Consider the following 24394-nt stretch of genomic DNA (forward strand, 5'->3'; position numbering starts at 1 on the left):
TGCAGTAGAACGATTGCCGGGCTAACCCAGTAGGGCTCTGCTAGCGCATCCGCGAACGAGTCCCGGGTCCGCCTGCTGTCGGTGCTCATTAACAACTTGGTATTGCTGCCCGCCGGGCCCCTCCACCAGGGGAGCCCGCGTAGCACAACGGGCGTGCCTGGACGAGGCGCCCGCGGTGACAACGGCTGGCCGCAAGGCCAGGTCTGGCACGTGGCGCGCGCCATCTCTCCGGAGGCGGCCCGGCGGAGCAGGTTTTTTGATTGCGAAAGGATTTTGTTGCCAGACCGCATTGCGATTGTTCGCGACAGGCGGGTCTCGACCCGCCCTACACGGGCTATCCACGTGACCCACCAGCAGAGAGTTGTCTCGGCGGGCCAGCGTTACGGTGAAGAAGAAAGTGCCGCCTGCGGTTCTGGAGCGACGGTATCGTGACATGGGTTTACGGTGCGGAGTCCCGCGTGGGCACGCTACGCTTTGCCCACCCTACACTTGTTAAGCATCAAATTCCGCACATCTTGTCCTTATCCAAGATGCCGAAGGGCTTTCCCGTTCTGCCTCCCATTCGGGGGGTAAATCTGCCACCTCGTTCAATGTTTCATCGAACGCAACAAGTATTCCTACGCTCACGTGGTAGGGTTCATGTGGGTCCACATGATCATCTTTACCACACAGAAACTGCCAATCACCGTCTTCACGTGTGACTAGTAACACTGGTCTTTCCCGGCGAAATACGTGTCCACAGCAGAAAGCCCCAAGGCGATTGTCAAAAAACCTCTTGATCATCTAGCTATCTCAAATTAGGTGGTATCCAGTCTTTTCCAAGTTCTTTGGCTCCTTTGGACCCATTGCAACCCTGACAGGAATTCGCAGCATTGTCATCCGATGTTGGACCGCCAAGTGACCAGGGAAGTACATGATCCGTTTGTGAGGAGTTTGGTTTTCCAGGCTCAGTGGTGGTCTTTACGCCACAGTAGACGCAGGTTGGGTCGCCATCAGCATCACGTGAACGGTCTCGGGCGCGTTCCCGTTGTCCTTTGTCAAACCGACGCTTTTTGTCTTTTTGCACATCTGATGCGGAGGGTTTATCCCCGTCATTGCTCGCCTCATTCATCATCGAGCAGTTGCCGTAATTCAGCGAGTCCGGCCTTTCACAGGCTGGCGCAGCGATGGGAGTTGGATAAAGTAAACACATCAACCCAATCGTTACCGGGTGCGGAAGAATCCATGGCAGACGTGCTATAGCTGGGAATCCGGGCATTGGGAACACGCGAGGCGCTGCGACGGTTTCCAAGCCTAGCGGGTCGATATAGCTCAGCGGATTGGCTTCGCCATAGAGATAGGTATTGATCCCCCCCGCCAACCCAATCGGATCACTCTGCACATACCTGCCGAGCGCCGGGTTGTAATCCCGATGCCAATTCTGGAACAGCCCACTCTCTGCATCAAACACCTGCCCCGGATGCCGCAGGTTGTAGGTGAAGGGCGTACCGGTGGAGAGCGGATCCTCATCCGGACTCGATGATCCAAACGTAATCGTGTCCCACACCCACACCGGATCGCCGGCTTGGTTGTTGATCTGCCGGGGCGTATTCAGATGATCCGCATGCACGTAGTAGGTATCGGAGCCCTTCACCACCGCGATGGGCGTATCGCCCATCCAGACCGTCTCCTGGATGGCATTGCCCGTGGCCGCGTCGTACTCACCCACCAGGTGCCCCGCCTCGTCATAGGCGTAGACCGTGCCGGTTCCTGACGCCGTCTTGCTCACCCGCTGTCCCAGGCCGTTGTAGACGTAGGCGGTGGCATCCACGCTGGTCAGCCGTCCGGTCTTGTCGTAGCCATAGACATGGCTACCGTCGGCGGTGAGGTTGCCATTGGCGTCATAGCTGAAGCTCTGCGTGACCGTGCCATCGGTCAGGCTGTCCAGCCGGTTGCTGGTCAGGCTGGTCGTGTAATCGGTGGTGCCGGCCGTACCGGACTGCTGGGTCCGGTTGCCGTTGGCGTCATAGCCATAGCCGATGCTGAAGCTGGCGCCCAGATAGCTGGTCAGCCGGTCCAGGCTGTCGTAGCCGTAGGTCTTGCTACCGATCAGCTGGGACAGGTTGTCGTGAGAGAGGCCGGTGATGCGGTCCGCCGTGTCGTAGCCGACGGTCCCCAGGCTGTGCGCCGTCAGGCGCCCGGACAGATCAAAGCTCTTCTGCACTGCCTGGCCGTTGGCGAAGTCCCACTGGCTCACCCCACCGAAAGGTTCTTCGAGGAAGTTGCTAGCCACGGGGTTGCCGTCCAGCGTCATGCCGGTGAGGCGGTTGAGGTTCCAGGCATAGCCAACGACCTTGCCGGAGGGCAGGGTCTGAGTGGCCAGGCGGCCCTGCGCGTCGTAGCTGTAGCTGGTGACCAGCGTACGGCTGCCCACGACCTGCGTCTGGCTGGTGACGCGGCCAAGCGCGTCATGGACCCAGGCCAAGCTCTGGCCGGTCTGCGAGATGCCGGTGAGCCGCCCTTTGCCATAGGTGCCTGCGTCGTAACTGTAGTTGATGGTGGGGCCGCCACTGCCGCTGTACACCGACTTCGTGAGGCGGTTCAGGGCATCGTAGGTATAGGTGACGACCTGGCCCTTGGCATCGGTGCGGGTCTTGATGTTGCCGGCGCTGTCGTAGGTGGCGTTGCTGGTGCCGGTGTCCGGGCTTTGCAACTGGGTGACATCGCCGAACAGGTTGCGTGTGTAGCTGGTAACCAGGCTGCGTGGATCGGTGACGCTGGTCAGTTCATCGCGCGGGTTGTAGCCGTATTGCGTGACGCCATAGGCCGGGTCCGTGACGCTCATAAGGCGGCCGAGGGCGTCATAGTCGCTAGTGGTGGTCCGGCTGCCATCGACGGTGGCGCTGGTGAGGTTGCCCTCGCCGTCATAGCCATAGACCTCGCTCTGGCCATTGGCGCCCTGGAGTTCCTTCAACCGGCTGAGTCCGTCGTAGACCCGGGCCTGGCTGCGACGCAGGGTGTTGCCGTGGTCGTAGACCTGCTCGGCGGTGCGGTTGCCAGCCCAGTCCAGCGTGTATTCGATACGGTTGCCGTCCAGGTCGGCGATGCCGGTCAGGCGATGCGCGGCATCGTAGCTGTAGGCCAGCCAGGCGCCGTCGGGCGTGGTGACCTTCTTGAGTTGGCCCGCCTTGTCGTATTCGAAGCTGGTGGTTTCTCCGGCCGTGCTGCGGCTGGTGAGGCGCTGGCGAGGGTCGTAGGTCAGCAGGGTTTCTACCCCATTGGGGTCCAGGATGCGCAGCGGATTGCCGTGCGGGTCATGGTGCGTGATCTGGGTGACGTGGCCCAGGGGATTGGTAACGGTACTGACATTGCCCTGGCTGTCATAGGTGAAGCTGGTGATGTCGGTCGTGTCGGTGCGCGGGCCGTTGATGCTCGCCAGGTAGTTCTGGGCGTTGTAACTGTGAATCGTGCTGCGCGTGCCCCCACTGACGCTGATGCTATCGACGACCAATTGGCCCTTGCCGTTGTAGCCGAAGGTCTGCGTACGATCGGAGGCAGTGATGGCTGAGGGCTTGGTCCAGATGGAATTCCAACGTGTAGTGATGGTTCGAGCCAACGCGGTGCCTGCCGCTTCGGTGCGGCTCAGCTCCTGGCCAGTAATACCGTCATAGATGTATTCAGTTGTGGAGCCACGCTTGTCCACCTTGCTGGCAGGCCAGCCGTTGCTGTCGTAGGTGTAAGTTTCAGTGCTGTTCGTCAGATCGCAATTCGGGCAGGCGCTATAAGTCACGGAGGTGATGCGTGTGCCTTTGCTGCTGGCACCGTGGCTGATCAGGCGCTCGGTGTAGAGGGAGGCATCGTAGTATTGACGGACGCGCGTGGTATTGCCGTCCAGGTATTCGAAGACATGACGTCCCGCGCCCTCGGCGTGTTCGGAGAGGATGGCACGGCCCTGAGCGTCATAAGCATAGGTGGCATAGCGGTCGCCGTTCTCGTCGATGATGCCGGTGAGAGCTCCGGGGTAGACCAAATCTTCGTAGAGATAATGACGGACCGGATTGTCGGCGAGGGTCCAGGGAGTGTCATCCGGATACGTGACCGAAATCAGGCGTCCCAGGCCGTCCCAGTCGTAGGTGAAGGGCTGGCCGGCTGCATCGATAATCTGACGCACATGACCTGCCGCATCAAGTTCCAGGACATAGCTGCGGCCGACGGCGGAGGTAAGGGTTTCCGTGGCGCCACCATAGGCGTTGCCGCTGGCATAGGTGATGATTGCGCGCCGACCATCGGCTTCGACCCGTGCGCTCAGGCGATTCTGGAGGTCGAATTCGTAGCTGCGGCCAGAGGGCTCCTTGAAGACCGGCAGTCCCCCGGCATCCACTAGACGGCCATCGTTGTAGCGGTTGCTTTCCCAAGCGGTCTCGCCGACGCGACGGAAGAAAACGCGACGCTGCTTTCCATGCGTGAAGACTGCGATCTGGTAGCTGTGTTCTTGACGGATGCTCAAGCTGGGACGGTTGCTGTGCCACTTCATCTCATTAGGTGTGGGAGTACTCCACATCCGGCCGATGTAGTTCCGGCCGAACTGGAAGTCGGTGCTGGCATAGTCCTGCTCCTGCTGGGATTTCAAGCCATTGGTGCAGTCCACCGGGTTGGAGTACTCGCGCTGGGCGCCGGGAACGTTCCCGGAGGCGCAGGAGGATTGAGGCTCGACTATCTCGGGCTCGGATATGGGGCATTCGGGTGTGGAAGGAATGTCATCCAGGGAGAGGTGAAAATGATCGTTGACCCATGAAGGCGATGGTGCTCCTCCGGCGCCTGGGCAAGGTGGCGGCGGCGTCGGGCCGCAGACCGGTGTCGCCCGGATGCTTGAGTATCCGAGGGTGGTAACCACCCCGTACTGGAATTGAAATGATGCACTCCAGCGCTCGTAGTCTTGGGTGAATTCGGTCCGCCCGGTCGTGGCGTTGACGAGGGTTGCCGTGGGTGTCCCCTGTGGGGTCTCGATCGTGAGGTTCCATGGGGTATTCGAGTATGTTTTGCCTATAAAGCATTCCGTGACGTCATCGACTACCGCGCCGGGTGGCGCGCAATGCGGGGCAGGCTCACCATTGTGGAAGTTCTTTTGCATATTTCCCCAGCCGCGCATCACCTGACCTGCGGGGCAGGAAAACGCTTGAGCATTCAGCGCTAGGAGGGTCAAAAGAATTCCTATCAGGAACGGGCCCTTGCCTCTTTCTCCGCTCGCGTCATGGGGATTTGCCATGAACAGCTTCAGAAAAATGCGGCAGACGGTCTGAGTGCACGTGCTCATGGCGATGTCCAGATTGCAGGAAGCGCCAAGCTAGAGATTTGCGTCAGCTGGTGCAATCTGACGGCTGAATCAGATGTGGCCTACTGAATCCCTCCCCCTTCGATGCCCGCTGGACCCCGCCGGGCGCGACAGGCACTGGGCGCACGCCCATCCTGCCAGACAAGCTAAAATCCAACCTCGACCCGTATATCCCGGTACCCCCACCATGGCCGTCAACCTGCATCCTCCCGCCTCCCTGCTGCCGGTAGCCGGTGCCCGCCTGGGCAGTGCCGAGGCGGCGATCAAGAAGCCGGGGCGCAAGGACCTGCTGCTGATCGAGCTGGTGCCGGGCTCGCGCGTGGCCGGTGTGTTTACCCGCAATGCCTTCTGCGCGGCGCCGGTTCAGCTTTGCCGCGAGGCCCTGGGCCGGGGCACGGCGATCCGCGGCTTGCTGATCAACTCGGGCAACGCCAATGCCGGCACCGGCAAGGCGGGCCATGAGGCGGCATGGGAGACCATGGCGGCGGCGGCGGCGCAGTTGGGCTGCGCGCCGGAGCAGGTGCTGCCGTTCTCTACCGGCGTGATCGGGCAGAAGCTGCCGGCGGACCGGGTGAAGGCGGCGTTGCCGGCGGCCAAGGCGGACCTGGTCACCGAGGGCTGGATGCAGGCCAGCCGCACGATCATGACCACCGACACGCTGCCCAAGGGCGCGAGCCGCCAGGTGCAGACCTCGCAGGGTTTGGTGACGGTCACCGGCGTCTCCAAGGGCGCGGGCATGATCTGCCCGGACATGGCGACGCTGCTGGCCTTCGTCGGCACCGATGCGCGCCTGACGCAGGCGGCGACGCAGGCCTGCCTGAACGCAGCGGTCGGCAAGTCCTTCAACTGCGTGACGGTGGATGGCGATACCTCCACCAACGATTCTTGCGTGTTCTTTGCCACCGCCCAGGTGGGCACGGCGGAGGTGGATGAGCAGCACCCGGACTACGCGATCATCGCGGCGGCGGTGACGGAGGTCTGCACGGAGCTGGCGCAGGCCATCGTGCGTGACGGTGAAGGCGCCACGCGTTTCATCACCATCGAGATCGCCCACGCGAAGAGCGAGGGGGAAGCGCGCCTGGCGGCCTACGCGCTGGCGCACTCGCCGCTGTTCAAGACGGCGGCCTTCGCTGGCGATGCCAACTGGGGCCGCATCCTGGCCGCCGTGGGCCGCAGCGGGATCGAGGGCCTGGACGTGTCGCGCATCAGCGTGCGCGTCGACGACGTGGAGCTGCTGGTCAACGGCGAGCCTCACCTGGACTACCGCGAGGAGCGCGGCGCGGCGGTGTTCGCCAAGCCCGAGTACCGCATCCGTATCGACCTGGGCCGGGGCGATGCCGGCGTGACGGTGTGGACCTGCGACTTCAGCTACGACTACGTGAAGATCAACGCCGAGTACCGCACTTGAGCGACGGCGCGCCCACGCCAGCGGCCAAGCCGGTGCTGGCGGTAGCCTGCGGCGTGCTGGTGCGCGGCGGGCGCGTGTTGCTGGCGCAGCGGCCGGTGGGCAAGGTGGCGGCAGGTTCCTGGGAGTTCCCCGGCGGCAAGATCGAGCCGGGCGAGACTACGCGGCAGGCGCTGGAGCGCGAACTGCACGAGGAACTGGGCGTGGAAGTGCGCGAGGCGCGCCCGCTGATCCGCTTCCGCCACGAGTACAGCAACCGCACGGTGCTGCTGGATACCTGGCTGATCGACACCTTCGACGGCGAGCCCCATGGCCGCGAGGAACAGGCGCTGGCCTGGGTGACGCCGGAGGAGCTGGCGGCGCACCCGCAGGTGCTGCCTACGGTGTTGCCCATCGCCGGCGCGCTGCGCCTGCCGGTGGACTACGTGTTCACGCCGGCCGATGCCAATGAGGCCTTCCTGCTGGAACGCCTGCCGCGCCTGCCGGCGGGCGCGCTGCTGCGCCTGCGGCGGCCGGGGTTGGACGACGCGGGCTATGCGGTGCTGGCGCGCTCCCTAGCGCCCGTCGTGAGGCGGCAGGGGCTGCGCCTGTTGCTGGACCGGGACCCGGCGCTGTCGGCGGAGCTGGGCGCCGGCTGGCATGCCACCTCTGCGAGGCTGGCGGTGCTGGAACGCAAGCCGGAGGGGCTGGAGTGCCATGCGTCCTGCCATACGCCGGAGGAACTGATGCGCGCGGCACAGCTCGGCTTTGCGTCCGCGGTGCTGGGCCCTGTGCGGACTACGGCCACGCATCCTGGTGTGGCGGCGCTGGGCTGGGAGCGCTTTGCGGACTGGATCGCGCCGCTGCAACTGCCGGTATATGCGCTGGGTGGGGTGGGGCCGGCGCAGAGGGATGAGGCTTTTGCCGCCTACGCGCAGGGTGTGGCCGGGATCAGGGCTTACTGGTGACCCGGGGCTTTCTGTAGCAGCCAGCTTGCTGGCAACTGCGAGACGGGTGTCGCCAGCAAGCTGGCTCCTACAGGGGGCAGTAGGTCGTTCGGACTTTGGGTGATTTGCCAGGCTGCCGGCCGTTCACCCTTCACAGGCTCAGCACAAACGGGAAGAGCTTGGTGCGCTCGGAATTACTGCGGCCGCGGCGTATGGGGCGGCGGCAGGTCGGCGGCATCATTGAAGTCGTCCTGTGCTTCGGCCGGGATGCTGTAGCGCTCGCCGAACCATTCACCCAGGTCCAGCGTCTTGCAGCGCTCGGAGCAGAAGGGACGCCAGGGGTTGGAAGGGTCCAGCTGGGCGGAATTGCCGCACTGCCTGCAGGCGTACTTGCGCGTGGTCACAACGCGCAGCACTGGATCTGGAAGGGGACGTCGACGGCGGCCTGGTGGCTGCGGGCGTTGACGTCGCCAGCCGACATGAAGCGCACCGTGAAGCGGTGCTTGCCGGCGCTGATCTCGGGGTACACGCGGGCGTCTACCGGCACGGTGACGCGCAGCAGCACGCAGGGCGCCTGGGGGGTCTGGATGTAGATGCCGCCGCGGGCAACGGCCTGCTGGGCCGGCACGCTGTTGCGCAGCAGCTTCAGGTACAGGTTGATGGCCTGCTCGAAGGGGCGCAGGTCGGCGAACCAGGCGTCGAGGTCGCCGCGGTTCTGGGACTCGGGGCGCGCCAGCCAATGATGGTAGATCGGCAGGTCGAAGGCGCAGGTGCCGCCCGGGATGCTGGCGCGGCTGAGCACCGTGGTGAGGAAGTCGTTGCCGCGCAGCAGGGAATTGGCGAACTGCGTGGCCAGTTGCTGCATGCCCTGGACCGCCTGCGTGATCTCGGCGAGCACGCCCTTGAGCAGGGCGGGATCGACGCCGGGCTTGCTGGACAGGCGCGTCAGGTGGGCGTGCTGGTCGGTCAGCTCTTTGAGGATCTCGTTCTTGAGGTCCGAGCGGGAGATGACCACCAGGATGTCGAGCAGCGCGTGCAGTGTGGCGCGGGCGCCGAAGGGGGTGCCGTCTGCGCGGTGATGCTGGTGCTGGGCGAACAGGAATTCCAGGCGCAGGAACGTCCGGACCTTTTCGGTCAGCGGTTGTTCGAAGGTGACCAGCTCGGATGCGGGGGTCACGGGTTCAGGGTTCGCCAAGTAAGGGGGAATTGTGTCCTAGATCACACTACGGGGCAAACTCAAGCCACGAGCGTAGATCTCGCCCGTGCGGGCGATCGACAGGTAGTAGGCATGCAGTTCTTCCACGGCGGCCCTGGCGGCCGCCACGGAGCCGGTGTTGGTGATCACGTCATGGGCCGCGGCCAGGCGCTCGCGGCGCGAGGCCTGGGCCTGCAGCATGCGCTGGGCCAGGTCCTCGTTGATGCGGTCGCGGTCCTGCAGGCGGGCGAGCTGGGTCTCCGGCTCCACGTCCACCACCAGCACGCGATCGACCAGGTCGCGCATGCCGGCTTCCACCAGGATGGCAACGCTGAGGATGCAGTAGGCGGAGCCCTGGGCGTCGCGCCACTGCGTCATGCGCTTGCGGATGTGGGGGTGGGTGATGCCCTCCAGGGTCTTGCGGGCCTCGGGCTCGGTGAAGACGCGTTCACGCATCTTGCGGCGATCAAGCTGGCCGTCCGCGGCCAGGTACTGGCGGCCGAAGGTGCGGGCGATCTCCAGCAGCGCGGGGGCACCGGGGGCCACCACCTCGCGCGCTACCAGGTCGGCATCCAGCACGGGGACGCCCAGTTCCATGAAGAAATCCGCAACGAGAGACTTGCCGCTGGCAATGCCCCCCGTCAGGCCGACGGTGAGACGAGGCATCAGTAGGTGCTCAGGTACGCCGACTTGATGGCCTCACCCCAGATCAACCACAACCAGCCGGCGGCGGCCAGGTAGGGACCAAAAGGGATCGGCAGTTGGCGATCGCGGCCGCGCGCCACGATCATGACAATGCCCACGACCGCACCAACCACCGAAGACAGCAGGATGATGCCCGGCAGGGCGGTCCAGCCCATCCAGGCGCCCAGTGCAGCCAGCAACTTGAAATCGCCATAGCCCATGCCTTCCTTGCCGGTGAGCAGGCGGAAGAGGTGGTAGACCGACCAGAGGCTGAGGTAGCCCGCCGCGGCGCCGATCACGGCGCTCGGCAGATCGATGAAAACCGGCACCAGCGCCAGCAGCAGACCGAGCCACATCAGCGGCAGGGTGATGGTGTCCGGCAGCAGCATGGTGCGCAGGTCGATCACCGTCAGCGCCACCAGGGCCCAGGTCAGCACCAGGGCGCCTGCCAGCGGGTAGCCCCAGCCGAAGTGCCAGGCGCAGGCCAGCGAGAGCAGGCCGGTGGCCGCCTCGACCAAGGGGTACTGCACCGAGATGGAGGCCTTGCAGGAGGCGCAGCGACCACGGAGCATCAGCCAGCCCAGCACCGGGATGTTGTGCCGGGGCTTGATGCCATTGCCGCAGGAGGGGCAGGTGGAGGGCGGGTGAGACAGTGACAGCCGTTCGACTGGCTCCTCAGGTAAATCCAGTATCTGCCGGGCTTCCTGCTTCCAGCTTATTTCCAGCATGCGCGGCAGACGCAGGATCACCACGTTGAGGAAGCTGCCGACCATCAGGCCAAGCAGGGCGCAGAGCAGCATCAAGAGACCTGGGCTGTCTTGCAGCCCCTCAATGAGCGTCATAAGGGAATCTTGAACGGTTTGTCAGATGGCCTGGCCGAGCTTGAATATCGGCAGGTACATGGCGGTGACGAGCCCCCCCACCACGATGCCGAGAAAGGCCATGATCATCGGCTCCAGCAGGCTGGAGAGCGAGTCCACCATAGCGTCGACTTCCGCCTCGTAGAAATCCGCGACCTTGGCGCACATCTCATCCAGGGCGCCCGATTCCTCGCCGATGGCGACCATCTGCACAGCCATGTTGGGGAACAGAGCCGACTGTTGCATGGTGAGCTGCAGCTGCTGGCCGGTAGAGACGCGATCGCGCATGACCAGGATGGCTTCCTCGAAGACGATATTGCCCGCAGCGCGTGCCACCGACTCCATCGCTTCGACCAGCGGCACGCCGGCGGCGAACATGGTTGACAGGGTACGGTTGAAGCGAGCGATGGCGGATTTGTAAAGAATTTCGCCAACGATCGGCACCTTGAGCATGACCCTGTCGAGGAACCGGCGGAACGCGCGCGAGCGCCTTTTGGCCTCGAACAGCGCATAGCCGCCACCGCCGACGATGCCTAGGATGAGCCACCACTTCGCCTGGATGAACTCCGACATGCCGATTACCATCTTGGTGAAAGCCGGCAGGTCGGCGCCGAAGCCTTGGAATAGCTCGGCGAAGGTTGGTACCACGAAGTAGAGCAGGATGCCGGTAACAATGAAGGCGACTACCATGACTGCAGCCGGGTAAGTCAGCGCTTTCTTGACCTTCTTCTTGATCGCTTCGGTCTTTTCCTTATAGGTGGCGATCTTGTCCAGCAGAGTTTCCAGGGCGCCGGACTTTTCGCCCGCATCTACGAGGTTGACGAAGAGATCGTCGAAATACAGTGGATACCTAGCCAAACTGGCCGCGAAAGAGTTTCCTCCCTCGATGTTAGCCTTTATGCCTAGGATCATCTCCTGCATCGAGGCATTTTCATGGCCGCGGCCGACGATCTCCAGAGCCTGTACCAGTGGCACGCCGGCGGCCATCATCGTCGCCATTTGGCGGCTGAAGATGGAGATATCGACTGAGGTGATGGCCTTCTTCTTGGCGGCAGAGAAGATCGCGGCTTGCTTGCGCACCGAGAGCGGGTTGATGCCCTGCTTCCGCAGCTGGGTCTTGATCATGCTCTCGCTGGGGCCGACACTCGACCCCCTGACGCGCTGGCCCTTGCGGTCCAGGCCCTCCCACTTGAAGGTGTATTCCTTGATCGCCTCGATCTTTGGAGCCTTCTTCTGCCTCGCGGCCTGTGCTGCCTGCGCCATGAATCCCCCGTGCCCTATTAGTCGCCCGCCGTGCAGGCATTGGCCTGAGCGAGATCGATGTGTCCGTCCCTGACTTTTTTCAGTGCCGACTGGCGAAGGTCGAGTATACCTTCCTTGGCGGCCTGGTCTGCGACGTCGATGGCATTGCCGCCTTCCATGATGATGCGGCCCATGGCGTCGCTGAAGGGCATGACCTGATAGATGCCGGTACGGCCCTTATAACCGTTGTCACACTGATCGCAGCCTACGGCCTCATATACGGTGAAGGCGGGGGCATCGATCTCGGCTTCCGTAAAACCTTGCTTGAGTAATTCCCCTCGCGGGATGTTCGCAGGCCGTTTGCAGACCTTGCAGAGCCGGCGTGCCAGACGCTGGGCGATGATCAGTGTCAGGGTGGAGGCCAGGTTATAGGCCGGAACGCCCATGTTCATCAGGCGCACGATGGTCTGCGGCGCGTCGTTGGTATGCAGGGTGGAGAGCACCAAGTGGCCGGTCTGCGCGGCTTTGATCGCTATCTCGGCCGTTTCCAGGTCACGGATTTCGCCGACCATGATGACGTCCGGATCCTGGCGCAGGAAGGCTTTCAGGGCGGCCGCAAAGGTAAGGCCTACCTTGGGTTGCACGTTGACCTGGTTGATGCCCGGCAGGTTGATTTCCGCCGGGTCCTCGGCCGTGGAGATGTTGATGTCGTCGGTATTGAGGATATTGAGGCCAGTATACAGCGACACGGTCTTGCCGGAGCCGGTGGGGCCGGTCACCAGGATCATGCCCTGCGGCTCGGCCAGGGCCTTCATGTAGGCGTCCTTCTGCTCCGGCTCATAGCCCAGGGCGTCAATGCCTAGCTGCGCACTACTGGGATCGAGAATACGGCAGCAGATTTTCTCGCCGAACAGCGTCGGGCAAGTGCTGACTCGGAAGTCGATGGCCTTGGTCTTGGACAGATGCAGCTTGATGCGGCCGTCCTGCGGCACGCGGCGCTCGGCCAGGTCCAGACGTGACATGACCTTGACGCGGGCAGCGATGCGCACGGCCTGACTGATCGGCGGCTGCGAGATGGTCTTTAGCTCGCCATCCTTGCGGTAGCGGATGCGGAAGCTTTTTTCGTAAGGCTCGAAATGGATGTCCGAAGCGCCCTGATTGATGGCATCAATCATGATTTTGTTTACGAACTTGACTATCGGCGCATCCTCGGCATCGGAGCGGGTGACCTCCGGGCCTTTGTCTTCCTCGCCGTCCGAGATGTCGATGTCGGCGAGATCCTCGTCGTCCACCTTCATGTCGGAGGCGCTGAGGGCGTTGATCGCCTGCTCCAGCGCTTTGGCCAGCTTGTCTTCCTCGACCAAGATGGCTTCGGTCTGGTTGCCGGTGGCGAACTTGATCTCGTCCAAGGCGGCGAGATTGGTGGGGTCTGACACACAGACGTACATCTTTTTGCCGCGCTTGAAGATCGGCAGGGCGTTGGTTTTGCGCAGGACCTTCTCGCTGACCTCGCGATAAGCCGCAGAGTCGATATCGAGGGTAGCCAAATCAGCCAATGGGACACCGAACTCTGTGCTGGCGGCTTCCGCAACCCGTGCAGGGGAGGTGAGCTTGGATTCCACTATCAGCTTCACAAAAGGAGTGCCGGACTTAATCGACTGCTGCTGCAGTTCCCGTCCCTTATCCTCGGTCAGAAGGCCGTCCGCGACCAAACGACGCGCCAAGCCCCCTAGGAATGTGACGGGCGCTGGGGTTTGTGGGCTGATAGCCATTAATCAATCTCCGATTGCCGTTGGAGATTATCCGATAGCCTCTGGTTAAACAAAGATGTGCTTGCTGCGCAATAACGAAATATTCTTAGGTCTCGCGAAACCTTGCAAAAAAAACGCCGCCCCAAAGGGCGGCGTTCTCAAACGTCAGCTTAATACCGCTATTAGGTGCGGCACTGAGCCGGCACGTACTTGGCGATGTTGCCCGCGCACGTCCAGACCACCGGGTCACCGGCGGCCGGGGTCAACGTAATCGTGACGGCGCCGGCCTTGGCGGTCGTGATCAGTTCCAACTCGCCGGTAGGCCCGTCGCAGGTCATGCTCGCCAGGTTCTCAGTGGCAGCCGGCGTGTTAACCCCAACGCAGTTATCGGCGGCCAGCGTGCCGCCGTTGTTGGCGATGTTCTCACCCACAGTGGCCTTGGCGGCGGAGCCAACCACCATCGCTTCGGAGACGCGAGCGCGGATGGTGTAGTCCTGGTAAGCCGGCAGTGCGATGGCGGCCAGGATGCCGATGATCGCAACGACGATCATCAGTTCGATCAGCGTGAAACCCTTCTGGATCTGCTTCATTAACGACTCCTTAGATTCGTATGTAATTTGGTGAGCTTGGGCTCGAAAGCAGACCAGCAGGGTCCATGCCATGCTCTGCCTCAGCGCAAGGGCAATGAATTCATATGCTTATTCACTATGCTCATTGCGCGCAATCCGGATGAACCGACAAAATTGTCAGCTCCTGACGTAAAATGTCGGTGAATGGCCATTCTGAACAATCACGATGGCCAGGGATTGCACGGCTTGCCCAGGCAATGGCAAGGTCCGCGGGGCGCTAGTGTCCGGCCTCTCTTTACTCTTGGCATCGATGAATACAAATTTCAAGAAGCGGATGCGCGCGGGCCTGGTCCACCTGGCTTTGAGCCTGCTAGTCGCCGTGTTGGTGATCCTCATCATCTTCCGCGTCTGGTATCCGGGAGCCCTGGCCGAGTTGCAGGGCGTCAGCCACATCCTGCTGATCATGCTCGCGGTGGACGTCTGCCTGGGGCCCCTGCTGACTGTGATCGCTTTCAATCCTCGGAAGAGCTTGCGCGAGTTGCGCGTTGATCTCGGCTTGATCGGTGCGGTGCAGATCGCGGCGCTGGTGTTTGGTGTGAGCACGATCGCGCAGGGACGCCCTACATACCTGGTCTTCAACATCGACCGTTTCAGCTTGGTATCGCCGGTGGATTTGGATTCGCGCGGGCTGGAGATCGCGACGCATCGCGCGGGGGTGGGAGGTTTGTCGTGGCTCGGGCCGCGCACGGTGTCGGCGCGGCTGCCCGCGGATCCCAAGGCCAGGGAAGAAATCCTGTTCTCGGCGCTGAACGGCGGCGGGGACCTCGCACAGCGCCCGGAATGGTACCTGCCCTACGAAGATGAACGCGAAACGGCGTTGAAGAAGCTGCGCCCGATTGCGGAACTTAAGAAGGCCAACGGGCTGACGGAGCCACAGTGGCGGGCACTGCTCGATGGACTGGGGGAGGACCCGGCGCGTATCGGGTATCTGCCATTGATGGCGTACAACAAGCGCGAGGGTGTGGTCTTCATCGACCGGCGGACGGCGGAGATCGTGTCCACCGCTGCGCTGCTGCCAGTCTGGTAGTGCGGCACAGGCGGCTTGGCCGGCATAAGGAAGCCTGCCAGCCTGGGGGGGCTGGCAGTTAGCTTCGCCGGCCGGCTGCTAAACTAACCTCCCTCCTAAATATTTCTGTCCCCGCCGATGCAAGAGCAGTACGCCCCCGCCGAAGTCGAAAGCGCCGCCCAGGCGTTCTGGGCCGAGAACAAGTCCTTTGAGGTGAGGGAGGACGCAGGGCGGGAGAAGTATTACTGCCTGTCGATGTTCCCCTACCCCTCGGGCAAGCTGCACATGGGGCATGTGCGCAATTACACGATCGGCGATGTGATCAGCCGATACCAGCGCATGCTGGGCAAGAATGTGCTGCAGCCGATGGGGTTCGACGCCTTTGGCCTGCCGGCCGAGAACGCGGCCATTGCCCACAATACGCAGCCGGCGAAGTGGACTTACTCCAACATCGAGTACATGAAGGTCCAGCTCAAGCGGCTGGGCTTTGCCTATGACTGGTCGCGCGAGCTGGCGACCTGCCGGCCGGAGTACTACCGCTGGGAGCAGTTGCTGTTCACTCGCCTGCTGAAGAAGGGCCTGGTCTACCGCAAGAACGCGGTGGTGAACTGGGACCCGATCGAGCAGACGGTGCTGGCCAACGAGCAGGTGGTGGACGGCCGAGGCTGGCGTTCCGGCGCGCTGGTGGAGCGGCGCGAGATCCCGCAGTGGTTCCTGAAGATCACGGCCTATGCCCAGGAGCTGCTGGACGATCTGGACCGGATGCCCGGCTGGCCGGAGTCGGTCAAGACCATGCAGCGCAACTGGATCGGCCGCTCGGAAGGCCTGGAGCTGCAGTTTGCGGTGGACGGCGGCGAGCCGCTGACGGTCTATACCACGCGTCCGGACACGCTGATGGGCGTGACCTACGTGGCCGTGGCGGCCGAGCATCCACTGGCGCTGAAGGCGGCGGCGGGCAACCCGGCGTTGGCGGAATTCCTCAAGGACGCTTCCCGCTCCGGCGTGGCCGAGGCGGACGTGGAGACGATGGAGAAGAAGGGCATGCCGCTGGGCATCTCCGCGATCCATCCGATCTCCGGCGAGAAGGTGCCGGTCTGGGTCGCCAACTTCGTGCTGATGGGTTACGGCACCGGCGCGGTGATGGCGGTGCCGGGGCATGACGAGCGCGATTTCGCCTTTGCGCAGAAGTACTCGCTGCCGATCAGGCAGGTCATCGCGGTGGGCGACGAGGCCTACGATGTCTCGCGCTGGCAGGACTGGTACGCCGACAAGACCCATCCGCAGATGCGGGTGGTGAACTCCGGCCGTTTCGACGGGCTGGACTACGCGCAGGCCTTCGCGGCCATGGCACAGCATTTCGAGCAGGCCGGCACGGGCCAGCGGCGCGTGAATTTCCGCCTGCGTGACTGGGGCGTTTCGCGCCAGCGCTATTGGGGCTGCCCGATCCCGGTCATCTATTGCAGCCATTGCGACGCGGTGCCGGTGCCGGAAGACCAGCTGCCGGTGGTGCTGCCGGAGGACGTGGCTTTCACCGGCGTGAAGTCGCCGATCAAGGCCGACCCGGAGTGGCGCAAGACGACCTGCCCGAGTTGCGGCGGCCCGGCCGAGCGCGAGACCGATACCTTCGACACCTTCTTCGAGTCGAGCTGGTACTTCGCCCGCTACGCCTGCACGGACAGCCAGACCAAGATGCTGGACGAGCGCGCCGACTACTGGCTGCCGGTGGACCAGTACATCGGCGGCATCGAGCACGCCATCCTGCACCTGCTGTATGCGCGCTTCTTCCACAAGCTGATGCGCGACGAGGGCATGGTCAGCAGCGACGAGCCGTTCACCAACCTGCTGACGCAGGGCATGGTGATCAAGGAGACCTATTACCGCGAGGACGCCAGCGGCAAGAAGACCTGGTACAGCCCGACGGATGTGGAGCTGGAGCTGGATGCCAAGGGCCAGCCGGTTAAGGCGGTCCTGCAGGGCGACGGCCAGCCGGTGGTGATCGGCGGCGTCGAGAAGATGTCCAAGTCGAAGAACAACGGCGTGGATCCGCAGGCGCTGGTGGACCAGTACGGTGCCGATACGGCGCGCCTGTTCGCGATGTTCGCGGCGCCGCCGGAGCAGTCGCTGGAGTGGCGCGACGACGGCGTGGAGGGCGCGACGCGCTTCCTCAAGCGCCTGTGGCGCGGCGTGCAGCAGCATGTGCAGGGCGGCGCGGCCGGCGAGCTGGACAAGAGCGCGCTGACGGCACCGCAGAAGGCACTGCGCCGCAAGCTGCATGAGACCATCGCCAAGGTCGGTGACGACTACGGCCGCCGCAAGACCTTCAATACCGCCATCGCGGCGGTGATGGAGCTGATGAACGAGGCGCTGAAGTTCGACGATTCTTCCGCCCAGGGCCGCGCGGTGTCGCAGGAGCTGTGGCAGAGCGTGGTGCTGATGCTGAACCCGGTGGTGCCGCACGCCTGCCATGCGCTGTGGCAGGGGCTGACCGGCCGTGACGACCTGCTGGCGCAGCGCTGGCCGCAGGCCGACGCCAGCGCGCTGGTGCGCGATAGCATCGCTCTGGTGGTGCAGGTCAACGGCAAGCTGCGCGGCAACATCGAGGTGCCGGCTGGCGCCAGCCAGGACGAGATCGTGGCGGTTGCGCTGGCGGACGAGAACGTGCGCAAATTCACCGACGGGCAGGCGATCAAGAAGAAGATCGTGGTGCCGGGCAAACTCGTGAACTTCGTCGTCTGAGGACTCGCATGCTTCGAAACGGCCGCTGGATCGCCCTGGCTGCAGCCCTGCTGCTGACAGGCTGTGGCTTCCACCTGGCCGGCAAGCGGCCGCTGCCGCCGGCGCTGTCGTCGGTCTATATCGACAGCGTGACGCCCTATCAGGTGTCGGAGCCGCCGTTGGAGACGGCCCTGCGTGCCGGCTTGCGCCGGCGCGGTGCCGAGGTGGCGGGAGAGATCGAGAAGGCCAAGACCATCGTCCGCCTGAGCGAGCTGAAGGATCGCCGCGAGGTGCTGTCGGTGGGGCCGGACGGCAAGGCCAGCGAATACCTGCTGGTGAGCTCGGTGCGCTATGAGGTGATCAGCGGCGGCCGTGCGCTGCTGCCGCCCGACACGCTCAGCGCTTCGCGCGACTACAGCTTCCAGCCGGCCCAGGTGCTGGCCAAGGAAGCCGAGGAACAGCGCCTGCGCGAATTCATTCAGGGTGAGCTGGCGGAGCTGATCATGCTGCGCCTGGAGGCGAAGCTGGCCCGAGCTGGCGATCCAGCAGCGCCAGCGGATGTAGTACCTCCGGCGCCCTGAGGCCGGCGCGGCGCAAGCCCGCCGCCAGATGCAGCGAGCAGCCGACGTTGCTGCTGACGATGTAGTCTGGCTGCAGTTTCCGCGACGCCTCCAGCTTGGGCTGCAGCAGGCGGTCCGCGTCTTCCGGGTGAGTGATGAAATGACTGCCGGCTGCGCCGCAGCAGGCCTGCTTGAGATCCAGTTCCAGCAGTTCGATCCCCGGGATTTTCTTCAGCAGTGCGCGTAGCGCATCGCCACCGCCGGTGACGTTGCGCTGCGTGCAGGGCTCGTGCACCGCAACGCGGGCCCGCAGCGGGCGCGGCTGCAGTGCCGCCGGCCAGCGCTGCAGCAGGAAGCGGTGGATGTCCTGAACCTGGCTGCGCAGGGTGTCACCTTCAGCCTTGCCCAGCAGATCCGGCGCGTCGAGCAGCGCGGCGCTGCAGCCGCTGGCGGTACCGAGCACGGCCGCGTAGCCGGCAAAGGCCCCGGCGTTGCGCCGCATGCAGGCGCGGGCCTCGTCCATCAGGCCGGCATGCTGGTAGAGCGCGCCGCAGCAGCCCTGGCCGGGGGGCAGCGCCACGCGCAGGCCCAGGCGCTGCAGCAGGCGTTGCGCGGCGGCCAGGGCTTCCGGGTCTGCCAGGTCGCTGGCGCAGCCGATGAACAGCGCGACATCGGCGGGACCATCCACGCCCGCGGCGCGGGCGCTGAAGGGCAGGGCGGGCAGCGGTGGCAGCAGGGAATCCAGCCGTGCCAGGCGGCCATGGCCGAGCAGGCCCAAGCGCCTGGCCAGGGCCTGCAGGCCGCTGGCCTGGTAGAGCCACAGCAGCAGGCCGGCGGCGCGCCGCGGCTCGCGCCGGGCCAGCACCGCGCCGATCAGGCGCGGCAGTTGCCGGCGTTGCGGAAGCTGCTGGTTGAGCGCGGCGCGGCCGGCGTCGATCAGGCGGCCGTAGGGAACTTTTGCCGGGCAGACGGACTCGCAGGAACGGCAGCCGAGGCAGCCGTCGAGGTGGGCCTCCAACTTCGGCGTCGGCGCGAGGCTGCCGAGTGCCAGCCCCTGCATCAGCGCGATGCGCCCGCGCGGCGAGTCGCCCTCGTGCTGGGTGAGCCCGTAGGTCGGGCAATGGGGCAGGCACAGCCCGCACTTCACGCACAGGTCGGCATCGGCGATGGGGAAGGAAGCGGCCATGTCACATAATAGGCGTTTGCCCGCCCTGAAAAATCCTGAAAAATAAGGAAACCCCATGAACCGCGCCCTTCTCGTCCTTGCGCTGTCGTCCTGTTCCCTGGCTGCCCAGGCCGCTCCCTGGTCCGGCGAGGTGGGGCTGGGCTATCTCGGCACCAGCGGCAACAGCGAGACCACCTCGTTCAACGGCAAGCTGGGCCTGAACTACGTCAACGGCCCCTGGAAGAATGCCTTCACCGCGTCGGCCATCAGTTCCTCCTCGGACGACGATGGCAGCACCGCCGAGCGCTACACGCTGGGCAACAAGCTGGACTGGGGTTTCTCGGACCGCGACTACATCTTCGGCGTGGTGGAGTGGGAAAAGGACCTGTTCGGCGGCGTGCGCGAGCGCACCTCCGAGGCGGTGGGTTATGGCCGCCATATCCTGACCGGGCCGGTGCACCTGCTGGACGCCGAGATCGGCGCCGGTGCGCGGCAGTTGCAGAACAACGACCCGGGCCGCACGCGCGAGGAAGACATGATCGGCCGCGCCTTCGGCAAATACCAGTGGAAGCTGTCGGAGACCGGCACCTTCATCCAGAGCCTCAAGCTGGAGTCGGGCGACGACAACACCTTCACCGAGTCGGTCACCGAGCTCAAGCTGTCGGTGGTGGGCAACCTGTTCGCGTCGCTGAGCTATACGATCAAGAACAACAGCGAGGTGCCGGCCGGCACCGAGCGCACCGATACCTTCGCGGCGGTGAACCTGTCATACGCGTTCGGCAAGGGCGAGTAAGCGCGTAGAATCGCCCCGTGCCGCGAGCCGGAGCCAGCGAAACCATGACCAGCTATTACCAGCACCACGTCTTCTTCTGCTGCAACCAGCGCAAGCCGGGCGAGCGCACCTGCTGCAACGACAAGGGTGCGACGCGCGTACGCGACTACGCCAAGAAGCAGATCAAGAACCTGAGGCTGGCGGCGCCGGGCAAGGTGCGTATCAACATGGCCGGCTGCCTGGAGCGTTGCGAGGAAGGCCCCTGCATCGTGGTCTATCCGGAGGGTGTCTGGTACACCTACGTCGACGAGGACGATGTCGACGAGATCATCGAGCGCCACATCGGCAAGGGCGAGATCGTGGAGCGGCTGCGCCTGCCGGACACGGCGCCGGGCGCATGATCCGCCAGGTGCTGCGCATGGGCGACCCGCGCCTGATGCGGGTGGCCCAGCCGGTGGCGGAATTCGGCACGCCGGCCTTGCGCGCGCTGGTGGAGGACATGTTCGACGCCATGCGCGATCTCAAGGGCGCGGGCCTGGCGGCGCCGCAGATCGGCGTGGACCTGCGCGTGGTGATCTTCGGCTTCCAGTCCAGCCCGCGCTACCCGCAGGCCGAGCCGGTGCCAGAGACGATCCTGATCAACCCGGCGCTGACGCCGCTGTCCGACGAGATGGAGGATGGCTGGGAAGGCTGCCTGTCGGTGCCCGGACTGCGCGGCGTGGTGCCGCGCCATGCGCGCCTGCGCTACCAGGGCTTTGACCTGGAGGGGCGGCCGATCGACCGCAGCGTGAGCGGCTTCCATGCGCGGGTGGTGCAGCACGAGTGCGACCACCTGGACGGCATCCTCTACCCGATGCGGATACGGGATTTCTCGAAGTTCGGGTTCAACGAGGTTTTATTTCCCGGGCAGAACATCGCGGACGACTGATTACAGCCCGGGGAGACGGTTGAAATCCGTTCCTGCTTCGACAGGCTCAGCACGAACGGATTGGCAATGGCCGCTCGCTTCTCAAAGCAGCGGCGAATTGATGTTGAGCGGATCTTTCTGCGGCGGCGGGGCTGAGGGCTCCGGCGCGGTGTCGTCGATGGTCGGCTCGCCGGTGAGGAAGCCGAGCATGTCGTAGTAGGTGCGGATGTTGCCGACGTAGGTCATGGCCTCGTAGCCGCGGGCGTAGCCGTAGCGGGTCTGGCTGAACCAGCGGGGCTTGGTCAGCAGCGGCAACGAGGCGCGCACGTCGATCCAGTGGTTGGGGTTGCCGCCGCGCTTCTGCGTCAGCACGCGGGCGTCCAGCAGGTGGCCGATGCCGAGGTTGTAGGCGGCCAGCGCCATCCAGGTGCGGTCGGGCTGCTTGATCTCCGGCGGCATCTGGTCGATCAGCATGCGGATGTAGGCGGCGCCGCCGCGGATGCTCTGCACCGGGTCCTCGCGGTTGGCGATCTTCATCCGTTGAGCGGTGCTGGTGGTGAGCTGCATCAGGCCGCGCACGCCCGTAGGGCTGACGGCGTGGGGGTTCCACTGTGATTCCTGGTAGCCCATGGCCGCCAGCAGGCGCCAGTCCAGGTTGTTCTTGGCGGACCATTCCTCGAAGTGCTTGCGGTAAGCCGGCAGGCGAGTCTCGGTGTGCATGGCCAGCGTCAGCGCGCCGAAGGCGTTGACCTGCTCGATGTGGCCGAAGTGCCGCTCGCGGATGCGCGCCAGTTCGTCGCGGTCCAGGGTGCGCAGGTAGTCGGTGACCGGTGCGAACAGGCTGTCGTCGTCGCCCAGGGGGAAGGCCCAGGCGATGTCTTCCGACACGGCGATGGGGAAGGCGACGCGCAGGTTGGGGTAGTAGCGCTGGTTGATGGCCAGCAGGTCGGAATTGGCCACGGTGTAGGCCAACTGGTCGTTGGCCACGGCGTAGAGCAGGTCTTCGGTCGACTGGTCGGCCGCCTCGTCGAACACCAGGCCGGGGAAGACGGTTTTCTGCAGTTGGCGCAGGCGCTCGGCGTGAACGCTGCCCTTGGCCACGCTGAAGTGGCCGCGCAGCGCGCCCAGGTCCTTGGGCTTGGGCTCGCCCATGCGATAGACCAGCTGGGGCACCACCTTCTGCACCGGCGGGGTGAAGCGCACCAGGCGCTCACGGCCCTCGCTGACGGTCACCGCGGCGGCGGCGAAGTGCGCCCGCCCGCTGCGGACCATCTCGATGGCCTGGGGGGCGGACTCCGCCAGGACCACCTCCAGCTTCAGCTCCAGTCGCTGCGCCAGGGTGTTGGCCAGGTCGTATTCGTAGCCGGTGGCGCCGTCGCCGCTGACGTAGTAGGTGGTGGGGCTGTTGGTCATGGCCACCCGCAGCACCCCCAGCCGCCGGGCCTGGTCCAGGGCGCTCATCCGGGGCGAGCAGGTGGACAGCGCCAGGGTTCCCCCGACGACCAGCCCCAGGCCGATCCAGGTCAGGATCCGGCGAAAGGTGGAGGAAGGAGTAGGCGTTTCGGCTGGGTTCATTTAGAATTCGCGCCTTCGCGGCGTCTGGCCTTGGTCCGAACGCTAGCACGGGGCCCTGGATTCTCGCAGAAACCAGCCCCGGAAGCCCCTCCGGAGAGGTGGCAGAGTGGTTTAATGTACCTGACTCGAAATCAGGCGTACGTTCATAGCGTACCGGGGGTTCGAATCCCTCCCTCTCCGCCATCTTCTTTACGTAGCTGATAGCAAAGGTAAACCGCTGATCTTCCGCAGGCTTCAGCCTCTCGATACAGAGAGGCGCTACAGAGCGCGGAGTTTGCGGAGTGGCACGACAGACGCCATACCTTCATCGCCGTCAGAACATTCTGCATTTCCGAATCGCGGTTCCCCTGCCACTGCGCCACGCAATCGGTCAGCGCGAACTGACGCGGTCGCTCCATGTGCAAAGCTCCCAAGAGGCCGTGCCGCTGGCACTGGAACTGGCTGCGGCAGCAAAGCGGTTGTTCCGCGACCTGAGGGATTCCATGCCGATTGACCCCGAAAAGCTGGCGGCTCTGAGCCGGGAGGCGAAGCTCAAGCTTGAGCTATCTGCCAGAGATGAGGAGATCGCTGCACTAAAGGAGCGGCACGACTCAGAACTCCAAGCGATCAAGGGCAAGTTCCGAAGCGGCATTGAGGCACTACGGCCCAAGCTTCATGGGTATCTTGATAGCGCCAGGACCGAGGACAGGGCGGACGGGCTGCTGGAGGCGATCAAGACTTTGCCGGCGCATGTGGCACCACTGACGGCGAGTTCGCCCCTTCCCGAAGCGAGTCACACGCCGGAGCGCAAGCTGGCGGCTCGTGGCGGGCGTCGGGTGCCTCTCATGGACTTATTCGATGGATGGGCGTTGGAGAAGAAACCGCGAGCCAAAACCATCGACGACTGGAGGCGCTGTGTCGAAAAGTTCATCGCGTTCCTTGGGCATGATGATGCTGCCCGGGTCAGCCGTGGGGATGCCGTGCGCTGGAAGGACGAACTTGTCCGGAAGGAACAGCCTTCCGGCAAGAGGTTGTCCCCCGGAACGATAAATGAAAAATACCTCGCGTCGCTGCGAACCATTTCGGCCTATGGGCTCCTCAACGAGAAGCTGACAGAGAATCCGTTTCTGGGAGTTAAGGTCCTGACGCCTCGGGGTATGAAGGACAGGAATAAATGGAAGCCATTCGATGACGCCGAAGCAAGCTTGCTGCTTAGGGAAGCTCGCGCGCAGTCTGGATGGCGGAAGTGGATTCCGTTCGTATGCGCTTACACGGGGGCTCGCGTCGAAGAGGTAGCTGGTGCGATGGTGGCTGACGTCCAATGCGAGGACGGCGTTCACTTCATTGACCTCCGCGAGAGTGAGGAGAGCGACGAGGTCGGGGGTAAAAGGGCCATCGTTCGAGAGTTGAAGAATACTGCCTCCATTCGTCGGGTTCCCCTGCACCCCGCGCTGGTTGATGAGGGCTTTCTGGCCTATGTCGGGAATCTTGCCCCCAAGGGGGCACTTTTCCCCGATGCCAAGCCCGACAAGTATGGCAAGCGGGGTGCAGGCCCTTCCAAGGTTCTTGGCAGGCGCATTCGCCAGTTGGGGTGTTGGCGCGCAGTAAGAATTGACCCACCCAAGAGGCAAGTGCGCACTGAAATTTGACCCACGTTAATCGGTACTCTGGCGATTTTCTCGCCAGGGATGACCAGGAGTGATTAGCGTGGA

Annotated in this window: 19 protein-coding genes and 1 tRNA gene; 10 read left to right on the forward strand and 10 right to left on the reverse strand. The window is 64.1% G+C overall.

From position 1 onward, the window contains the following. Positions 1-787 precede the first annotated feature (787 nt). A complete protein-coding gene (locus tag QT386_RS21565; RefSeq protein ID WP_289275819.1) occupies positions 788-5293 on the reverse strand; it encodes an RHS repeat-associated core domain-containing protein in 4506 nt (1501 codons plus the stop codon). A 205-nt stretch (positions 5294-5498) separates the two neighbouring features. On the opposite strand from QT386_RS21565, the gene argJ reads away from it, so the two are divergent. Together argJ and QT386_RS21575 are read left to right on the forward strand one after the other, a co-directional pair. Further along, a complete protein-coding gene (argJ, locus tag QT386_RS21570) occupies positions 5499-6719 on the forward strand; it encodes a bifunctional glutamate N-acetyltransferase/amino-acid acetyltransferase ArgJ (RefSeq protein WP_289275820.1) in 1221 nt (406 codons plus the stop codon). After that, positions 6716-7663 carry a Nudix family hydrolase gene (locus QT386_RS21575; RefSeq protein WP_289275821.1) on the forward strand — a complete coding sequence of 316 codons (948 nt, stop codon included), beginning with the start codon at positions 6716-6718 and terminating at the stop codon, positions 7661-7663. Before argJ ends, QT386_RS21575 begins: the two co-directional genes overlap by 4 nt. Positions 7664-7836: 173 nt before the next feature. On the opposite strand, the gene QT386_RS21580 is transcribed toward QT386_RS21575, so the two are convergent. The 7 genes from QT386_RS21580 to QT386_RS21610 form a co-directional block, all read right to left on the reverse strand. Continuing rightward, entirely contained in the window at positions 7837-8046 is a 210-nt protein-coding gene (locus QT386_RS21580) for a DNA gyrase inhibitor YacG (RefSeq protein WP_289275822.1), read from the reverse strand. After that, positions 8043-8819 carry a cell division protein ZapD gene (gene zapD / locus QT386_RS21585; RefSeq protein ID WP_289275823.1) on the reverse strand — a complete coding sequence of 259 codons (777 nt, stop codon included), beginning with the start codon at positions 8817-8819 and terminating at the stop codon, positions 8043-8045. Before zapD ends, QT386_RS21580 begins: the two co-directional genes overlap by 4 nt. A 36-nt stretch (positions 8820-8855) precedes the next feature. Beyond that, on the reverse strand, positions 8856-9503 hold the full coding sequence (gene coaE, locus QT386_RS21590) for a dephospho-CoA kinase (RefSeq protein WP_289275824.1): 648 nt from the start codon (positions 9501-9503) through the stop codon (positions 8856-8858). Next, positions 9503-10363, reverse strand: a complete 861-nt coding sequence (locus QT386_RS21595) for an A24 family peptidase (RefSeq protein WP_289275825.1) — start codon at positions 10361-10363, stop codon at positions 9503-9505. Before QT386_RS21595 ends, coaE begins: the two co-directional genes overlap by 1 nt. A 21-nt stretch (positions 10364-10384) precedes the next feature. Next, positions 10385-11644, reverse strand: coding sequence for a type II secretion system F family protein (locus QT386_RS21600; RefSeq protein WP_289275826.1), 1260 nt, complete (start codon positions 11642-11644; stop codon positions 10385-10387). A gap of 17 nt (positions 11645-11661) precedes the next feature. After that, positions 11662-13395 carry a type IV-A pilus assembly ATPase PilB gene (gene pilB, locus QT386_RS21605; protein WP_289275827.1) on the reverse strand — a complete coding sequence of 578 codons (1734 nt, stop codon included), beginning with the start codon at positions 13393-13395 and terminating at the stop codon, positions 11662-11664. A gap of 161 nt (positions 13396-13556) precedes the next feature. Next, on the reverse strand, positions 13557-13964 hold the full coding sequence (locus QT386_RS21610; protein WP_289275828.1) for a pilin: 408 nt from the start codon (positions 13962-13964) through the stop codon (positions 13557-13559). 259 nt (positions 13965-14223) lie between these two features. Here QT386_RS21610 and tfpZ point away from each other — a divergent pair, with 259 nt between their 5' ends. The 3 genes from tfpZ to lptE all read left to right on the forward strand — a co-directional run bounded on the left by tfpZ (position 14224) and on the right by lptE (position 18305). Continuing rightward, positions 14224-15030: a TfpX/TfpZ family type IV pilin accessory protein gene (tfpZ, locus tag QT386_RS21615; protein WP_289275829.1), complete on the forward strand. Its 807-nt coding sequence runs from the start codon at positions 14224-14226 to the stop codon at positions 15028-15030. A gap of 117 nt (positions 15031-15147) precedes the next feature. Continuing rightward, positions 15148-17745, forward strand: a complete 2598-nt coding sequence (leuS, locus tag QT386_RS21620; RefSeq protein ID WP_289275830.1) for a leucine--tRNA ligase — start codon at positions 15148-15150, stop codon at positions 17743-17745. An 8-nt stretch (positions 17746-17753) separates the two neighbouring features. After that, entirely contained in the window at positions 17754-18305 is a 552-nt protein-coding gene (lptE, locus tag QT386_RS21625; protein ID WP_289275831.1) for an LPS assembly lipoprotein LptE, read from the forward strand. On the opposite strand, the gene QT386_RS21630 is transcribed toward lptE, so the two are convergent. Then, positions 18226-19470 (reverse strand): (Fe-S)-binding protein, encoded by a 1245-nt coding sequence (locus QT386_RS21630; RefSeq protein WP_289275832.1) that lies wholly within the window; start codon positions 19468-19470, stop codon positions 18226-18228. The genes lptE and QT386_RS21630 overlap by 80 nt on opposite strands. A gap of 55 nt (positions 19471-19525) precedes the next feature. Here QT386_RS21630 and QT386_RS21635 point away from each other — a divergent pair, with 55 nt between their 5' ends. Genes QT386_RS21635 through def form a run of 3 tightly spaced genes read left to right on the forward strand, consistent with a single transcriptional unit; the run spans position 19526 to position 21149 of the window. Continuing rightward, positions 19526-20242 carry a YdiY family protein gene (locus tag QT386_RS21635; RefSeq protein ID WP_289275833.1) on the forward strand — a complete coding sequence of 239 codons (717 nt, stop codon included), beginning with the start codon at positions 19526-19528 and terminating at the stop codon, positions 20240-20242. A gap of 44 nt (positions 20243-20286) precedes the next feature. Beyond that, positions 20287-20622, forward strand: a complete 336-nt coding sequence (locus QT386_RS21640; protein WP_289275834.1) for a ferredoxin — start codon at positions 20287-20289, stop codon at positions 20620-20622. Then, entirely contained in the window at positions 20619-21149 is a 531-nt protein-coding gene (def, locus tag QT386_RS21645; protein WP_289275835.1) for a peptide deformylase, read from the forward strand. Before QT386_RS21640 ends, def begins: the two co-directional genes overlap by 4 nt. An 81-nt stretch (positions 21150-21230) precedes the next feature. Here def and mltF read toward each other — a convergent pair whose 3' ends face one another. Then, positions 21231-22703, reverse strand: a complete 1473-nt coding sequence (mltF, locus tag QT386_RS21650; RefSeq protein ID WP_289275836.1) for a membrane-bound lytic murein transglycosylase MltF — start codon at positions 22701-22703, stop codon at positions 21231-21233. A gap of 92 nt (positions 22704-22795) precedes the next feature. Here mltF and QT386_RS21655 point away from each other — a divergent pair. Together QT386_RS21655 and QT386_RS21660 are read left to right on the forward strand one after the other, a co-directional pair. Then, positions 22796-22886, forward strand: a tRNA-Ser gene (locus QT386_RS21655). A gap of 98 nt (positions 22887-22984) precedes the next feature. After that, positions 22985-24331, forward strand: a complete 1347-nt coding sequence (locus QT386_RS21660; RefSeq protein WP_367401475.1) for a DUF6538 domain-containing protein — start codon at positions 22985-22987, stop codon at positions 24329-24331. Positions 24332-24394: the final 63 nt, after the last annotated feature.

It is taken from the genome of Solimonas sp. SE-A11, from assembly GCF_030345715.1.
In the GTDB taxonomy this organism is placed as follows: domain Bacteria; phylum Pseudomonadota; class Gammaproteobacteria; order Nevskiales; family Nevskiaceae; genus Solimonas_A.

Coding starts and splice junctions, on each gene's coding strand:
- QT386_RS21635 (WP_289275833.1), top strand. CDS start 19,526: ATGAACCGCGCCCTTCTCGTCCTTGCGCTGTCGTCCTGTTCCCTGGCT.
- argJ (WP_289275820.1), top strand. CDS start 5,499: ATGGCCGTCAACCTGCATCCTCCCGCCTCCCTGCTGCCGGTAGCCGGT.
- lptE (WP_289275831.1), top strand. CDS start 17,754: ATGCTTCGAAACGGCCGCTGGATCGCCCTGGCTGCAGCCCTGCTGCTG.
- QT386_RS21610 (WP_289275828.1), bottom strand. CDS start 13,964: ATGAAGCAGATCCAGAAGGGTTTCACGCTGATCGAACTGATGATCGTC.
- QT386_RS21640 (WP_289275834.1), top strand. CDS start 20,287: ATGACCAGCTATTACCAGCACCACGTCTTCTTCTGCTGCAACCAGCGC.
- QT386_RS21600 (WP_289275826.1), bottom strand. CDS start 11,644: ATGGCGCAGGCAGCACAGGCCGCGAGGCAGAAGAAGGCTCCAAAGATC.
- pilB (WP_289275827.1), bottom strand. CDS start 13,395: ATGGCTATCAGCCCACAAACCCCAGCGCCCGTCACATTCCTAGGGGGC.
- QT386_RS21630 (WP_289275832.1), bottom strand. CDS start 19,470: ATGGCCGCTTCCTTCCCCATCGCCGATGCCGACCTGTGCGTGAAGTGC.
- leuS (WP_289275830.1), top strand. CDS start 15,148: ATGCAAGAGCAGTACGCCCCCGCCGAAGTCGAAAGCGCCGCCCAGGCG.
- def (WP_289275835.1), top strand. CDS start 20,619: ATGATCCGCCAGGTGCTGCGCATGGGCGACCCGCGCCTGATGCGGGTG.
- QT386_RS21565 (WP_289275819.1), bottom strand. CDS start 5,293: ATGAGCACGTGCACTCAGACCGTCTGCCGCATTTTTCTGAAGCTGTTC.
- coaE (WP_289275824.1), bottom strand. CDS start 9,503: ATGCCTCGTCTCACCGTCGGCCTGACGGGGGGCATTGCCAGCGGCAAG.
- mltF (WP_289275836.1), bottom strand. CDS start 22,703: ATGAACCCAGCCGAAACGCCTACTCCTTCCTCCACCTTTCGCCGGATC.
- QT386_RS21595 (WP_289275825.1), bottom strand. CDS start 10,363: ATGACGCTCATTGAGGGGCTGCAAGACAGCCCAGGTCTCTTGATGCTG.